The sequence below is a fragment of the Stenotrophomonas sp. 57 genome (genome assembly GCF_030291075.1).
Taxonomy (GTDB): Bacteria; Pseudomonadota; Gammaproteobacteria; order Xanthomonadales; family Xanthomonadaceae; genus Stenotrophomonas.
In genome coordinates this window covers 409,342-424,865 of record NZ_CP127407.1, presented here as the reverse complement: position 1 = coordinate 424,865, position 15,524 = coordinate 409,342, and the positions used below count along the sequence as shown (strand labels likewise).

Genomic DNA, 15,524 nt, shown 5'->3' with positions numbered 1-15,524 from the left:
TCAGGCCGCCGCCGCAGCCTTGGCCTCGATCGCGGCCAGGGCGGCCGGCCAATCGTGGGCAGTATCGGCGGTGACCATGCGCGGTTCGTCGTCGGCCACGCCGTGCTGGGTCTCGTGGGCCCAGGTGACCGCATACGGGGTATGCACGCCCCAGCCACCGAGGGTGACCACCGGTTCGATGTCCGACCGCAGCGAGTTGCCGACCATCACGAAGCGTTGCATCGGCAGGTCGAACTCGGCCAGCACGCGGGCGTAGGTTTCCGGATCCTTCTCCGAAACGATCTCGATGCGCGGGAACAGCTCGGCCAGGTTGGCGACCTTGATCTTCGCTTCCTGGTGGAACAGGTCACCCTTGGTGATCAGCACCACCGGGTAGTGCTCGGCGATGGCTGCTACCGCTTCTCGCACGCCGTCGATCAGCTCGACCGGGTGGCGCAGGGTGTCGTGGCCGATGTCGAGGATGCGCTGGATGTCCTTCGCGTCGATGCGCTGGCCGGTGATGTCGATGGCCGCTTCGATCATCGACAGGGTCATGCTCTTGACGCCGTAGCCGAAGGTGCCCAGGTGGCGCTGCTGCACTTCCAGCAGGTGGCGCGCGGTCTGGGTGTCATGCACGTCGACGTAGCGCGACAGCAGGTCAAGATAATCCTGCTCGGCCTTGCGGTAGTAGTCCTCGCTCTTCCACAGCGTATCGTCACCGTCAAAACCGACCAGGCCGATGGCGCGCGACGGCGCAGGCGTGGGGGTGTTCATCGGCCAAGGATACAGGGGCAGCGATGACGAGAAAAACCCGGGCGGCCGAAGCCGCCCGGGTCCCCATGCACCGGTTGTCCCGAATCAGGCGTGGATCATTTGCCGGCGCCGGCACCCGCGCCGGCCTGCTGGGCGGCCACGTAGGCCTTGTATTCGTCGGCACTGAGTTCGCCGTCCTTGTTGGTATCGGCCTGGTCGAACACCTGCGCCAGGCCCGCGTTCACCTGCGCCTCGGTCTTGCTGATGGTGCCGTTGCCATCGGTATCGATGCTGGCCCAGGTCTGGCCACCGCCATTGGCCTGCGCCGATGCGGCTGCGGCCGCGTTGGTCGCCTGATCTGCAGCCTGCCCCGCCTGTGCAGCCGCCTGCTGGGCCTGCGCGGCTTCATTCTGCGCATGCGCGGCCTGCTGCTTGGCCGACTGGGCCATCGCCGGAATGGCCAGTACGCTGCCGGCGGCGACGATCAGGGCGATCAGGGGCTTGCGGTTGCGAATAGTCATCGGGGGTGTCTCCTACCTGTTGGGTGGTGTTGCGCGGCCTGTTGTTTCCGCACGGCACCTACCCTGCCACCGACTTCATGAATCGATTTTGCGTTGCGACCGGCGTCCACACACGCGATTAACCACTCGCCCGCGTGCATGCATTAGCGCGCTGGTTAGGGTGAAGTGAGTGGTGCATAAGCTGCGCATTCAGCGCCTCCGGATTTAACCGGCAGGCAACGAAAAACCTGCGTCAGTCGACGGTTTTTTCCGATGACCGCGAACTGAACAACACCCAGCCGAGGGCGACACCGGCCAGCGCGCCGGCGATTTCCAGCACCACGCGGCTGCCAAGTTCGTTCGGATCGTGGATGGTGGACAGGAAAATGCGCGCGTACAGCGGCGATTCCAGCCGCACGATGCCCATGTAGAACAGCTTCCACGCATCGATGCCGGCGGAGGCCACTACCGAGATGACACAGGCCCAGCCAATGGCATGCCCCATCGACCAGCGCAGCACCCGGCACAGCCGCGACCACAGCAAGTACACCAGCAGGCCGACCAGCAGGGCGATGGCGCCGGCTTCCAGGGTGCCGAGCAGGCCGAAGTGCAGGGGAAGGTTCATCGGGTGGGCAGGGATGAAGAAGCGGCCAGTGTAAGGGATCTGCCCCGGACGCAATCCGGCAGCCACAGTAGTTCCACGCCATGCGTGGATGAATCTCCATCGAAATCGAATATCTCGACGATTGAACAAGGAGCAGCCGAGCATGGGCTCGGCTCCACAACGGACCGCGCGGGAAACCGTCAGAGGCGGGGCGCAGCCCTGCCGATACCCCTACCGCACTGGGATGTCGTACGCGGTGCCCGGATCCGGTTCGGGCTGCAGGGTGTAGTGCCACCACTCCTGCGGGTAGTTCACGAAGTCACGTCGCGCCATCGCCTGCAGCAGCTGCTGGCGGTTTGCCTGCTGCGCCTCGCTCAGTCCGCTCGCCTGCGTGTGCGCACGTGGCCCGAAGAAATCGAAGTCGGTCCCCATGTCCAACGGCGTGCAGCTGCCGCTGCGGCAATCCAGCAGGCCAAGGTCGACGGTGGCACCGCGGCTGTGGCCGGAGCGCTCGGCGATGTAGCCGTCGGCCAGCAGGCGCGGCTTGTCCAGGTCCGGGTACTGCAGGGCCTTGCGCGAAAGCTCGCGCGGGTCGTTCACCCAGGCCATGAAGGCCTGCACCGAACGCACCGGGCGGTAGCAGTCGTAGAGCCGCAGGCCGAAGCCCTGCGCACGCAGGTCCTGTTCCACCTGCGCCAGCGCCTTCGCCACCGGCACCAGCAGATAGCACGATGGCGCCTCGTAGCCCGGCACGCGCGCACCGGTGAAGTTGTTTGCGCCGGCGTAGCGGATGTCCATGTCGATACGCGGCGACAGCGAACGGATCTCGACCAGACCGGCACTCGCCGCGTCCGTTGCGGGCGAGACGCGCGGTGGTTCAGCGGCGTGGACGGTCGCTGCCAGGGCAGTCGCCAGTACGAGTGAAATGCAGGTCCTGGAAGTCATAGCTGAAGTCGATGTCCGGATCGATGGCACGCAGGTCCAGTGTCGGTGCCGGGCCTTCGCCTGGCTGCAGCCACGCCTGCGCGTCGTCGCCCAGCGTATCCCAGCGCAGCAGCCAACGCTCCTGCAGTTGCAGCACGGCGCCCTGCAGCCGCGGCGATCTGTCCACGCTGAAGCGCAGGCCGTCCCTGCCCGGGCACAGCGATGCGGGCCCCAGCCAGGGATCACTGTAGCGACCCTGCCAACGCGGCAGATCATCGCCACGTGCCGGCTGTGCGGCTGCGGTCGCTGGCCGTTGGTGGCCAGAGGCTGCCTGCGCGACCTGGTCAGCCTTCAGTTCAGCCAGGTACGCCATCGCTGGACGCGCATCATGGGGCGCGGTAAAGCGCTTCAGCATGGCCTGCATCAACGCGGTACGCGCATCCTCGCCATCGCCGTTGATCAGCATCACCACGCCCACCCTGCGGTCGGGCAGCAACGCCAGCGACGAATACATGCCTGACAGCGTGCCGGTATGCGCTACCTTCCACTGCCCGTCCATGTCCGATACCCGCCAGCCATACCCATAACCGTAGAAATGCGCGTTGTCCCAGCGCCGCTGGCGCTCGCCCAGTGGCATCGGCATGTGCAGGGTCCACAGCGTGCGGCGTTGCGTGCTGTCCAGCCAGCCAGGTACCAGGGCGGGATCGAGCAGCACCTGCATCCAACGCGTCATGTCGCGCAGCGAACAACGGATGCCACCCGCCGCCATCGAAGGCAGGTCCGGGCTGATCGCAGCATCGGCGTTCACCACCTCGTTGCGTCCACCACGCCGGGCATGCGGCTGCGCCACGTTGCCCACGCGTTTCACCGACCACGCCCCCACCTGGCAGCGCGTCATGCCCAGTGGTTCGAACACCTGCTCGCGCATCAGCTGGTCATACGGCTTACCGCCCGCCACCGCTGCCACTTCGCCGGCCACCACATACATCAGGTTGTCGTAGGCGTAGCCGCTGCGGAAGCTGCTGACCGGCTTCAGGTGTGCCAGCCCGGCGATGATGTCGGTACGGGTGAACGTGTTCGGCTCCGGCCACAGCATCAGGTCGCCGGCCCCCAGGCCCAGGCCGCTGTTGTGGATCAGCAGGTCACGCACCTGCATCTGCTGGCCCACCCACGCATCGTGCATGCGGAAGTCCGGCAGGTGCCGCTGCACCGGATCATCCCAGTGCAGCCTGCCCTGCTGCACCAGTCGCGCCAGCAGCGCTGCGGTCATCGCCTTGCTGTTGGAGGCGATCTTGAACAGCGTGTCCTCGTCGATGCGGCCGCCATCGCCGCGCGCGCCTTCGGCATGGCGATGGACCACCCGCCCGTTGTCGACCACTGCCAGCGCCAGCCCGGGCAGATGCTCGGCCTGGACCACGGTGCCGATGTCGGCATCGATGGCGGCGCTGTCGACCGACGAAGCGGACGGTGCGGCCAGTGCCGCCGCGAGAATCAACAGGTGGTGCATGCGGGCAGACCCTCCATTGCCCGCGCCGCCGCAGTGGACGGCGCGGATCGTGGCCTCAGAAGTTCCAGGTCACCACCAGCTGGGTATAGCGCGGGGCCTGCCAGCGCGTGCCGGTCGCAAATGTCGCCTCACGGTACTGGCCGGGTTGCGCTTCATAGCGCTGGTGCACGTTGATGGTCTTCTGGTTGTTGGTGATGTTGTAGACCGACAGACGTGCACTGAGGTCGATACCTTCCACCGGCAATCGCCAGGTCACGTTGGCCCCCATGGTCCAGGTCCACGGCAGGCGACCGAACGCACCGCGCGGGCTGTATTCGAACTGGCGCTGGTTGTAGGGGCCTGAACAGTTGGCCACGCACAGCCAGCCGGTGCCACCACCACTGCCTTCACTGGACGTGCTGCCACCGGCGATGGAGTCGTTCGGCCACATCACGCCGTAGGCGGTGATCGGGCCACCGGACTGCACCTGCAGCGTGGTACCGAACGACCACTGCTTGTTCAGCGCATACGCGGCACGCAGCTTGAACTGATGGCGGAAGTCGTTGAACAGAACACCATAGCGTTCATTGGTGGCCGGGTGGTCCCAGAACTGCACCATGCCGGTGTCACCGTAGTTGGTATCGGAGTTCACCGGCCCTTCGAAGTTGCCCTCGCTCTTGGACCACAGGTAGGACGCGTTGAACATCCACTTCTCGTCCCAGGCACGGTCGATCTGGAACTCCAGCGCCTTGTAGGTGCGCTTGGGCTTGGAGTAACCGATCACCTCGCCACTGCCGCCCTTTCGATAGCCGCTGTTGGCGGTATCGATGGTGATCCAGCCTTCGTTGGCGCAACCGATGCTCTTGTCGCCCCAGATCGTCAGGCTCTCGCCCGGGTTGGCGATCGGCCACAGCGTGCTGGGAGTCGGGCCGCACGGGGTGTAGTTGATGCGGATGTCATCCAGCGCGCGGGTCATGCGCCGGTAGGTGGCATTGACGCCCCACGACCAGGCCTGGTTGATCATGTTCTGGAAGCCCAGGATGTATTCGTCCTGGTAGACCGCCTTCAGGTCGCGGTCCACGCTCTGGCGCAGGTCGGCACCGCCGGTGTTCATGCGGGTGTCGGTCGGCCCGATCTGCTGGCCGACGATCGGTGCCATGTACGGCGAACCGGTCGGCGAGGTCTTCTGTTCCCAGCCGTTCAGTACGTAATAGCTGTATTCGTCGGTCAGGCCACCGGCGAAATTCACGTTGATGTTGTTGGTGACCGGCAGGTAGTAGCGGCCGGCGTTGCCGAACAGTTTGGTGCTGCCATCACCGCGCATGTCCCACGAGAAGCCGACGCGGGGTGCGATCAGGTCATCCATCTTGATGAACGCCTTGCCGGCGGCGGTGCGGTTCTCGAAGCGGTCCCAGCGCACGCCGAGGTTCAGCATCAGGTTCGGGGTGATGTTCCAGATGTCTTCCAGATAGAAGGCATTGGCCTCGGTCTCGAAGGTACCGCCCGAGCGGCGGTTGCGAGCGCGCAGCATCTCGGTGACGCCAGCCGGTACGTAGGCGTTGGCGCCATCCCACACTTCATCCCCCGGCCGCGCCAGGTAGGCGGTGTAGCTCAGCGCGGTCGGCCCTGGATAACGCGTGGACTGCTTGGTGGTCATCAGCTCGCGATCGACACCGAAGCGCAGCAGGTGGTCGCCCAGCTGCCATTCGAAGTCCAGGCGCGCCACGTCGCGGGTGTCGTCACGCTCGGCCACGGCCGCACCGGTCGGATGGCAGCCGGCACGCAGGCCCTGCAGCTTGCCCAGCCGCGGGCCGTAGGTACTGTCGGTGAACACCGGGCTGCAGGCCTGATCCAGCGATGAACTGGTGAACGCACGCTGGTTGTTCTGGCCCACCATGGCGCGGGCGGTGAAGTTCTGGCCGAAGTGGCCGGTGTAGGTGGCCGACCAGTTGCGGCCGCCAGTCTCGGTAACCGAATCGCCGCCCCAGGCACCGAGCTGGTCGGCCTTCCAGTTGTAGCCGTACGACGCATTGGTGACGTCGCCCTCGTCGGAGAACGCCAGCAGTGCCAGGCTGTGGTTGTCGTTGATGTTCCAGTCCAGCTTGGTGCCCCAGAAGCCGTTGCCGGAATCGTTCTTGAACCAGGTACTGCCATCGGACGAGGTGTTGTGGCCCTTATCACTGCGGTCCTCGTACATCGCGAACAGGAACAGCTTGTCCTTGATGATCGGCCCCGAGCCCCAGACATTGGTCTTCAGGAAGGAGTTGTTGTCGCGGCTGCCGTAGGAATGCGGAGTACCGTCACGGTGGAAATGATCGCCGCCACTGGCGCGCCACGCACTGGGCTCGGCGGTGACTTCAACGCCGCCCTCGAATTCGTTGCTGCCCGAACGGGTCACGGCATTGATCACGCCGCCGGTGGAGCGGCCAAACTCGACTGAGTATCCACCGGTCTTGACCTGGAACTCGTTGAAGAAGGCAAACGGCGCGGTGCTGAAGCCACGACGGGTGTACATGTCGGTGACATTCAGACCGTTGATGAAGACCGCATTCTCGGCCACCGATGAACCGGCGAACGACAGGCCACCGAATGACGAGTTTCCACCGACCACGCCCGGCGCCATCAGCGCGACCGCAGTCAGGTCCTGCGCCACCGGCAACCGCGAGATCTCCTGGCGGTTGATGTTGAACGAGGTTTCGGTGGAGTAGACATCCACGCGGTTGATCACGCGGGTGCCAACCACCTGCAGTGCATCCAGGTTGGTGACACCGCCGCCGCTGGCCAGGTTGACCGTGGTGGTGCCGCCGACGGCAACGCTCACCGGCACCTGATCGCCCAGCTTCTGGCCATCGCGGCTGAGCTGCAGCTGATAGTCACCCACCGGCAACTGGCCGAGGCGGTAGCTGCCATCGGCACCAACGGTGACGGTACGGGTCAGGCCCGTGCTGCTGCTGACCACGGTCACCTGGTCACCGGCGGTTGCACGGCCGGCCACCGCGCCGCTCACGTTCTGTGCCATCGCAATGCCTGGCAGCACTGCGCCCAGACACGCCCCCAGGGCGACGCACAACGCCGCCCGCTTGATGCTGTAAGCCTTCATCCCCTGCTCTCTCCTGCAAGAATTGAATGGTGTGAGTTGCGATATGTCGCGCTAGCGTTGCCCGGCTGGCAGTACCCGCCACTGGAAGTCGTAGCTCCATTGGTCGAAGTACAGGTTGCCGCCTGCCCACTCGGCCTCGCCGCGCTGCGAGTCGACCGTTTCCGAGCGGAAGTGCTGTTTGGCCGGCACCAAGGGCTGGCCGAAATCGTCGTTGAAGGCGATACGGTAGCCATCGAGGCCCCCCATGTAGAAATCGCGCATTGCCGGCACATCGCTGGCCAGCGCGCCGGTGGTCACGTCCATTGGCAGCCAGCCGTACGGCGCCAGGTAGACCTGCCCCCAATCATGCAGGTTGTTGTAGCCGCTGCCGTCGTCGGAGAACACCATGCCCGACTGCCAGCGCGCGGGAATGCCGTTCAGGCGCAGCAGCGTGATCAGCAGCAGGGTCTGCTGGCCGCAGTCGGCATGGCCGGCACGCAGCGCGTAGTCGCTGATGTTGCTGATCGTGGAATATTCGCGCGCTCCGGCCCAGGGAATGCGGTCGACCGCAGTAAACAGCTTGCGTACCACTTCATGCGGGCGCGTCTCGCCCTGCAGCACCTGGTCGGAGAACAGCTTCAATGCCGGCGTGAAGCGCACATGCGGCAGCTGTTCGGCCAGGAAGGGCTTCAATGCGGGATCGTTCGGTGTGGCCTGCACCTTGGCGGGATCGATCGCGGTGTGCCGGGCAAAGAGCGTGACCGCATAGCGGATCTCGAAGCGGGTCGGCTGCCCGGCCACGGCCTTGGCCTCCAGGTAGGCGGTGCGCTGCAGGGTACTGGCGGGTGCCACCCGCGACTTGCCCGGGGTGCTGCCCAACCACTGCACCTGTTCCTGCTGCCCCGGCATTTCGCGTGGGTACGGAATCCACGCGCGCACGGTTTCGCCGGCCGGCACCGCATCGGCCTTCACCGTCAGCGATTGGGTGAATTCGATGCGCTGTGGCAGCACCGAGGCCTGCCCGCTCTGCGCTGCCGCAGCGAGCACCCGCCTGTGGTGTTCGTTGAGCACTTCGTTCGGGCCCGGCGCCGGCATCGGCGCATCTGCGCGGCGGCGTGCACGCGCTTCGTCGCTGAGCAGGAACAGGTTCGATGGTGCGCGCTTGAAGTACCAGCGCGTGCCATCGATATCGAGGTGTTCGATCAGGCCGAGCCGGTCCCAGCGTGCGAATTCCTCGTCGGTGAGGTCGGGAATCCAGCGGCGCACGGCGGACCTGGCGGCGGTTTCGTCGAGGGAAAAATCCAGGCGGATGCGGCGCATGCGTTCTTCCTGGAACGCGATGTCGTCGACACTGACGCCAGGCTCCGCCGCGTCGGCGGCCGACCAGGTGTTCAGTTCGCTGTGCGCTTCAAAGAACCGTCCCGCGTCGATCATCTGCACGACACGTGCAAACTGGGTGGCCGACGGCGGCGGCTCCGCTCCCGCCGACCATGCCCACAGCAGCAGCGCGGCACACAGGCCGGCAGCAGCAGGCAAACGCGGTTTGCGAACGGCAGGATCCACAGCGACACTTCCCCAGCGCGGGTGGTAATGGCTGTGTAACACGGGCTGCGGGACCGGTCAATAATTTATTCTTGCTTTCGCCAGAGAAAGGAATAAATATTCCAGCTGGCATTCGAGGAGGGTATGCAGCGCATGATCCTGGCTTTCCGCGCACCGGACCGGCAGTGGCCGCGCCGGTTGACCCTGGCCCTGTGCGTGCTGGCCGCACCGGCTTTCGCACAGGCTGCACCGCCACCTGACCCCGGCGCGCCGCTGCCCTATGTGGTTGGCCTGCACGAGGCCTACCTGACCCCGCAGTACTGGGCCGCGCGCCTGGACAACGCTGACGCGCCGATCCTCGACCGCGCGCAGATCGACGCGCAGAACGCGCGGATGCGGGCGCAGGACAGCCACATCCAGGACATCGCCGCACTGCCCGCACAGCTCGATGCCGCGCAGGTACGCGCCAGCATCAGCGCATTGTCGCGCTGGCCCGAGCGTGTACTGTTCAACGAGAAGGGCCAGGCCATCGCCCCCGCGCTGCGCAGTGGCATCGAAGCCAACCTCGGCCTCGATGCGATTCCTTCCCAGGTGTCACCAGCCTTCGGCCTGGTGGTGAAACGCGCGGCGCTGCGCACCTTCCCCACCCGCGAACGCGTCTTCAGCACGGCCGGCGACACCGACATCGACCGCTTCCAGGAATCGGCACTGTTCCCCGGCGACAAGGTCGCCGTGGTCCACCGCAGTGCCGACGGCCGTTGGCTGTTCGTGCACAGCGAGCGCTACAGCGCGTGGATCGAAGCCGACGCCATCGCCAGCGGCGACAAGGCCACGGTGCTCGGCTACGGCGCGAAGGGACCGTACCGCATCATCACCGGTGCCACGGCGCAGACCGCCTACACCCCGGAGGAACCGCGCGTCTCGCGCCTGCAGCTGGACATGGGCGTGCGCCTGCCGGTGCTGGCCGACTGGCCCGCCGCCGAACCGGTGAACGGCCAGCAGGCGCATGCCTCGTGGGTGGTGCAGCTGCCGGTGCGCGAAACCGATGGCCGCCTGAAACTGGTGCCGGCGCTGCTGCCGCGCTCGCAGGACACCGCCGCCGACTACCTGCCGCTCACCCCGCGCCTGCTGCTGCAGCAGGCCTTCAAGTTCCTGGGCGAACGCTATGGCTGGGGCCACGACTACGACACCCGCGACTGCAGCGGGTTCGTTTCCGAGATCTACCGCAGCTTCGGCGTGCTGCTGCCGCGCAATACCAGCGCACAGGCGATCAGCCCGGCACTGGACCGCCTGCCCTTCACCGGGAAGGTCGGCAAGGCCGCGCGCGACCGTGCGGTCACCGATCTGCAGGTGGGCGACCTGGTCTACATTCCCGGGCACGTGATGATGGCCATCGGCCACGTCGACGGCCGCACCTGGGTCATCCATGATACGGCGGGCGGCAGCTGGTTCGGTGCCGACGGCAAGCGCGTACAGGCCCACCTCAATGGTGTTTCGGTCACCCCGCTGGAGCCGATGATGGCCAGCGATACCGTCCGCTACATCGACCGCATCACCAACATCCAGCGCCTGCGGGCCAAGACTCCTGAATGAAGATCACCGCCATCGAACTGGGCATGCTGCGCGTGCCGCTGAAAACGCCGTTCAAGACCGCCCTGCGCACGGTGGAGACCGTGGAGGACGTGGTGGTGCTGATCCGCACCGACACCGGCCACACCGGCTACGGCGAAGCCCCCGCCACTGCGGTGATCACCGGTGATACGCACGGCTCGATCATCGAAGCGATCCGCCACTTCATCGCGCCGCGCCTGATCGGCCAGGACGTGGCCAACATCAACCGCCTGTGCGGGCTGGTGCAGACCGCGATGGAGCGCAACACCAGCGCCAAGGCCGCGGTGGAGATCGCGCTGTACGACCTGTGGGCGCAGCTGCACGGTGCACCGCTGTACCAGATGCTCGGTGGCGGCGACCCGGTGATCACCACCGACATCACCATCAGCGTGGACTACATCGACAAGATGGTGGCCGATTCGCTGTCGGCCATCGAGCGCGGTTTCGAATCGCTGAAGATCAAGGTGGGCAAGGACATCGGCCTGGACATCGAACGGGTCAAGGCGATCCATGCCGCCGTCGAAGGCCGCGCCCTGCTGCGCCTGGACGCCAACCAGGGCTGGACCGCCAAGCAGGCGGTGCATGCCATGCGCACGCTGGAAGAGGCCGGCGTGGTGCTGGAACTGCTGGAGCAACCGGTCAAGGCGGCCGACATCAGCGGCCTGAAGTACGTCACCGATCGCGTCAACACACCGGTGATGGCCGATGAAAGCGTGTTCAGCCCCAGCCAGGTGATGGACCTGATCCAGCAGCGCGCGGCCGACATCATCAACATCAAGCTGATGAAGACCGGCGGCCTGTCCAACGCGATCCGCATCGCCGACATCGCCGGCATCTACGGCGTGCCGTGCATGATCGGCTGCATGATCGAATCGAGCATCAGCGTGGCCGCCGCCGTGCACCTGGCGGTGGCCAAGAGCGATGTGATCACCAAGGTCGACCTGGACGGCCCGTCGCTGGGCCAGTTCGACCCGGTCAGCGGGGGCGTGCATTTCAACGAGTCGGAGATCAGTATCAGCGACGTGCCGGGCTTGGGCATCACCGAAGTGCGTGGGCTGGAGATGCTGGGTTGATCTCTGCCTTGCGGCTGACGTTGCCTGCCACTGACGCTGGGTCGCGCGTTACTTTTCTTTTCGCGAAAAGAAAAGTAACCAAAAGAAACGCTCCGCCGGCCGCGAGCCGGTGCTACGCACCGGTTCCCTGCGCTCCTCGGCCCGTCGAGGGACGGCGCGGGAACTCGCTGCGCTCAGACACCCGCGCCTCTTCGCCCTCGCCGGACCTGCGGTGCTCGGCTCGCTACAAGGCGGACTCAACGTCCAATGCAACAGCTGCACCCAGTAGATCCACGCCACGCGTGGAAGCGCTTGTTTTTGCCCTACCCCGTAATCCCTTCGCGGCTGGCACGCGCGCGATGTGTCCAGGGTCGGGGGGGGGGGGGGGGGGCTTGCGGGGGTGTCCGCCGCATGGATGCGGCGGCCAAGCCTACACGGACGTACTTGCGGCGTCCCCGCACTCCCCACCCCCCGACCCACCCCATAATTCGCTTTATGCGGCCAACCGCAACGCCTTTGCAGACCCCCGGACACCCCGCATGCCGCCCCTGCTGAAGATCCGTTCCGAGCGCGGGCAGATGTCGGCCATCGAGCGACGCATCGCCGACTTCATCCTCGACAACGCCCACCTGCTGCGCGACTACTCGTCCCAGCAACTGGCCAGTGCGCTCGGCATCAGCCAGTCCAGCGTGGTGAAGTTCAGCCAGAAGCTCGGCTTCAAGGGCTACCCGGACCTGAAGTACTCGATCGGCCAGGACGTGGCTCGCGCCGGTGCCGATCCACAACAGGCCCCCAGCGAACCCGACAGTGGCGATGACTACCTGCGCCTGGGCGACGCCCTGCGCCGCAGCAAGGCGCAGGCCGAGGAGGAAACCCGCCAGGCCAACCCACGCGAGGAAATCGAGCGCATCGTGCAGCTGCTCGACGGCGCGCCCAAGCTGTTCGTGTACGGCCTGGGTGACGACGGCCTGTATGCCCGCGAGTTCGCCATGCGGCTGTCGCTGCTCGGCCTGCTGGTGGTACCGCATACCGACCCGATCCTGATGCTGGCCAACCTGTCGGCCGCACGCCCCGGCGATGCACTGCTGGTGTTCTCCGAATTCGGCAACCTGCCGCAGCTTTCGCAGCTGTCGCGGCAGTTCCAGGACATGGGTGGCAAGGTGATTTCCATCACCCGCCACACCGCCAACCCGCTGCGCGCGCATGCTGACGCAGCACTGGGGGTGTGCGCGCACGATCGCACGCCGCAGGTCGCGCAGCTGCTGTACCGTAGCGCCATGCATGCCCTGCTCGATTTCCTGTTCGTGCTGCTTTGCCACACCAATCCGGACCGCCAGCAGCAGCTGGCGGTGAACCTGGAGCGGATCGATCACCTGCTGGATTCCTGACCGGAGCACCTGTTGATGAAATCGCTGGTCCGTCGCGCTACCGCTGCGCTGCTGCTTGCTGCAGCGGTGTCCGTCCACGCCGCGCCGCTGGAGGGTGCGCGCCAGCTGATCGTGGTCACCAGCGAAGGCTGGGACAGCACCCAGGGCCAGCTGCAGGCCTATGTGCGCGATGGCAAGGGCTGGCATGCGCATGGAGAGGCGTTCCCGGTGGCACTTGGCCGCACTGGCAGTGCCTGGGGCCTGGGCCTGCACCCGGCGCAGGCCGATGGCCCGCAGAAGCAGGAAGGCGATGGCCGCAGCCCGGCGGGCGTGTTCGCGCTCGGCAGCGCGTTCGGCTATGCCGTCACACGCCCAGGCACGGCCATGGCCTACCAGCCGATGCTTGAAAGCAGCTACTGCATGGACGTACCCGGCTCGCCGTTCTACAACCGCATCGTCGATGAAAGGAAAGTCGGCAGTGCGGCGATCAAGGGCTCCACCGAGCCCATGCGGCTGGACCTGCACAACAAGGGCGACGTGCGCTACCAGGAAGGCTTCGTGATCGCCCACAATCCGGACAACCAGCCGGGCAAGGGCAGCTGCATCTTCGCCCATCTGTGGCGCCAGCCCGGCGAGGCCACGGCCGGCTGCACCGCTATGCCGCAGGCACGCATGCGGGCCCTGCTGGACTGGTTGCGCCCGCAGGAGGCGCCGCGCTTCGTGCTGCTGCCGCGCGCCGAATACACACGCCTGCAGGCCCAGTGGCAGCTGCCCGCACTCAGCGGAGACGCCCGTTGAGCGCGCAGGACGAACCGCAGCTGCAACGCGCGGTCAGCCGCTGGCAGATCGTCGGCCTGTCAATCAACGATGTGATAGGCAGCGGCATCTACCTGCTGCCGGCCGCCACCGTCGCCCTGCTCGGCCCCTTCAGCCTGTGGGGCGTGGTCGCCGCCGGCATCGTCGTCGCGCTGCTGGTGCTGTGCTACGCCCAGGCCGCCAGCTACTTCGATGAACCCGGCGGCAGCTACCTGTATGCGCGCGAAGCGTTCGGGCGCTTCGCCGGATTCGAGATCGGCTGGATGATCTGGCTGACCCGCATCAGCTCGGCGGCCGCATTGAGCAATGCGCTGGCCGATGCGGTCGCGCGGTTCTGGCCATGGGCCGGTGCCGGCATGGGGCGCATCGCGATCATCGTGGTGTCGCTGGGCTTCCTGACCGGCGTCAACATCATCGGCGTGCGCTCGGCCGCGCGGACCGGCGTGGTGCTGGTGATCGGCAAGATGCTGCCCCTGCTGCTGTTCGTGGCCATCGGTGCGTTCTATATCGACCCACAGCTGGCGTTCTCCGGCCAGCGCCCGGACCCGCATGACCTGCAACGCATGGGCGAGGCCGCGCTCCTGCTGCTGTACGCCTACGCCGGTTTCGAAAACATCCCCGCTGCGGCGGGCGAGTACCGCAATCCGCGCCGCGATATCCCATTCGCGCTGATCACCATGATCATCACCGTCACCGTCATCTACGGCGCGGTGCAGGTGGTGGCGCAGGGCACGCTGGCGGGCCTGGCCAGTTCGGCCACGCCCCTGGCCGATGCCGCCGCTGGTTTCGGTGGCGAGGCGCTGGCGCTGATCCTCACCGTCGGCGCGACCATCTCCATCCTCGGCACCAACAGCAACACGATGATGATGGGCCCGCGCTTCCTGTTCGCACTGGCCCGTGATGGCTATGGCCCGAAGATCCTGGCGCAGGTGCATCCACGCTTCCACACGCCGGCCGCATCGATCCTGTGCCAGGGTTTGATCGCACTCGGACTGGCGCTGTCCGGTTCGTTCGTGCAGCTGGCGCTGCTGTCGATGACCACGCGGTTGTTCGCCTACATCGGCACCGCGGCTGCGGTGCTGGTGCTGGCCAAGCGCTTCGCGGACCGGCCAGGCGCGCTGAAGCTGCCCGGTGGCCCGCTGATTCCGGTGCTGGCGCTGCTGCTGTGCCTGGCGCTGTTCGCCAGTGCCAGCTGGCAGAACATCGCCGCGGCGCTGGTGGCGTTTGGCATCGGCGCGGTGATCTACAAGCTGCCGCGCAAGGATGCCGACGCCGGGTGACCGGTCGCACCGGGCCATGCCCGGCGGATTGATCTGGTGATCACGCTGCCGGACCGGGCCGTTAACCACCACGCAGGCACGATCAGGCTTCGTCAACAACGGAGCCCTTCCATGGCTGAGTACCAGATTCCCGGCCGCGTACCGGACGACAGCACGCCGCGCGATGCGGTCAGCAACTACTGGCGCGAACGCTACACGGCCGAGCCGTACTACGACGACCAGCTGTTCTTCGAGGACTACGAGCCTGCCTACCGCATCGGCCACGCCGCGCGTGCACAGGACATGATCCGCGCCTACGAACAGGTCGAAGCAGAGCTGGAATCGCGCTGGGCCAGTGAACGCGGCCGCAGCCGGCTGGAATGGGCGCAGGCGCGCGGCGCTGTGCGCCGTGGCTGGGAGGATGCACAGCTGGCGGACCCGCGGTTGAAGCGGTAACGCCATGCTTCTGTAGAGCCGAGCCCATGCTCGGCTGAGAGTCGAGCATGGCGCGACGCTACAGAAATCCTGCGAGAGCCGAGCGTGGGCTCGGCT

13 protein-coding genes are annotated in these 15,524 nt (G+C 66.4%); 6 read left to right on the top strand and 7 right to left on the bottom strand.

What is annotated here, in order from left to right:
- The 7 genes from QP512_RS01875 to QP512_RS01845 form a co-directional block, all read right to left on the bottom strand.
- Complete coding sequence (locus QP512_RS01875; protein ID WP_180852948.1) at window positions 1-753, bottom strand: HAD family hydrolase; 753 nt, start codon at window positions 751-753, stop codon at window positions 1-3.
- 95 nt (window positions 754-848) lie between these two features.
- Entirely contained in the window at window positions 849-1,253 is a 405-nt protein-coding gene (locus QP512_RS01870; protein ID WP_286070741.1) for an EF-hand domain-containing protein, read from the bottom strand.
- Between the two features lie 232 nt (window positions 1,254-1,485).
- On the bottom strand, window positions 1,486-1,857 hold the full coding sequence (locus tag QP512_RS01865) for a hypothetical protein (protein WP_286070740.1): 372 nt from the start codon (window positions 1,855-1,857) through the stop codon (window positions 1,486-1,488).
- 210 nt (window positions 1,858-2,067) lie between these two features.
- A complete protein-coding gene (locus QP512_RS01860) occupies window positions 2,068-2,781 on the bottom strand; it encodes a M15 family metallopeptidase (protein WP_286070739.1) in 714 nt (237 codons plus the stop codon).
- Window positions 2,714-4,267: a serine hydrolase domain-containing protein gene (locus QP512_RS01855; RefSeq protein WP_286070738.1), complete on the bottom strand. Its 1,554-nt coding sequence runs from the start codon at window positions 4,265-4,267 to the stop codon at window positions 2,714-2,716. Before QP512_RS01855 ends, QP512_RS01860 begins: the two co-directional genes overlap by 68 nt.
- 55 nt (window positions 4,268-4,322) lie before the next feature.
- The gene (locus tag QP512_RS01850; protein ID WP_286070737.1) at window positions 4,323-7,346 is read right to left on the bottom strand and encodes a TonB-dependent receptor; all 3,024 of its coding nucleotides are present in this window, start codon (window positions 7,344-7,346) and stop codon (window positions 4,323-4,325) included.
- Window positions 7,347-7,397: 51 nt separating this feature from the next.
- Window positions 7,398-8,888: a transglutaminase domain-containing protein gene (locus tag QP512_RS01845; protein WP_286070736.1), complete on the bottom strand. Its 1,491-nt coding sequence runs from the start codon at window positions 8,886-8,888 to the stop codon at window positions 7,398-7,400.
- A gap of 132 nt (window positions 8,889-9,020) precedes the next feature.
- Between QP512_RS01845 and QP512_RS01840 the strand changes: the two genes are divergently transcribed.
- The 6 genes from QP512_RS01840 (at window position 9,021) to QP512_RS01815 (ending at window position 15,428) form a co-directional block, all read left to right on the top strand.
- Window positions 9,021-10,460, top strand: coding sequence for an SH3 domain-containing protein (locus tag QP512_RS01840; protein ID WP_286070735.1), 1,440 nt, complete (start codon window positions 9,021-9,023; stop codon window positions 10,458-10,460).
- Window positions 10,457-11,551, top strand: a complete 1,095-nt coding sequence (locus tag QP512_RS01835; RefSeq protein ID WP_286070734.1) for a dipeptide epimerase — start codon at window positions 10,457-10,459, stop codon at window positions 11,549-11,551. Before QP512_RS01840 ends, QP512_RS01835 begins: the two co-directional genes overlap by 4 nt.
- A gap of 518 nt (window positions 11,552-12,069) precedes the next feature.
- The gene (locus QP512_RS01830) at window positions 12,070-12,918 is read left to right on the top strand and encodes a MurR/RpiR family transcriptional regulator (RefSeq protein ID WP_286070733.1); all 849 of its coding nucleotides are present in this window, start codon (window positions 12,070-12,072) and stop codon (window positions 12,916-12,918) included.
- A 15-nt stretch (window positions 12,919-12,933) separates the two neighbouring features.
- Window positions 12,934-13,695 (top strand): L,D-transpeptidase family protein, encoded by a 762-nt coding sequence (locus QP512_RS01825; protein ID WP_286070732.1) that lies wholly within the window; start codon window positions 12,934-12,936, stop codon window positions 13,693-13,695.
- Window positions 13,692-14,993 (top strand): amino acid permease, encoded by a 1,302-nt coding sequence (locus QP512_RS01820; protein WP_286070731.1) that lies wholly within the window; start codon window positions 13,692-13,694, stop codon window positions 14,991-14,993. The genes QP512_RS01825 and QP512_RS01820 overlap by 4 nt, the downstream gene beginning before the upstream one ends.
- 111 nt (window positions 14,994-15,104) lie before the next feature.
- Window positions 15,105-15,428 (top strand): hypothetical protein, encoded by a 324-nt coding sequence (locus QP512_RS01815; RefSeq protein ID WP_286070730.1) that lies wholly within the window; start codon window positions 15,105-15,107, stop codon window positions 15,426-15,428.
- Window positions 15,429-15,524: the final 96 nt, after the last annotated feature.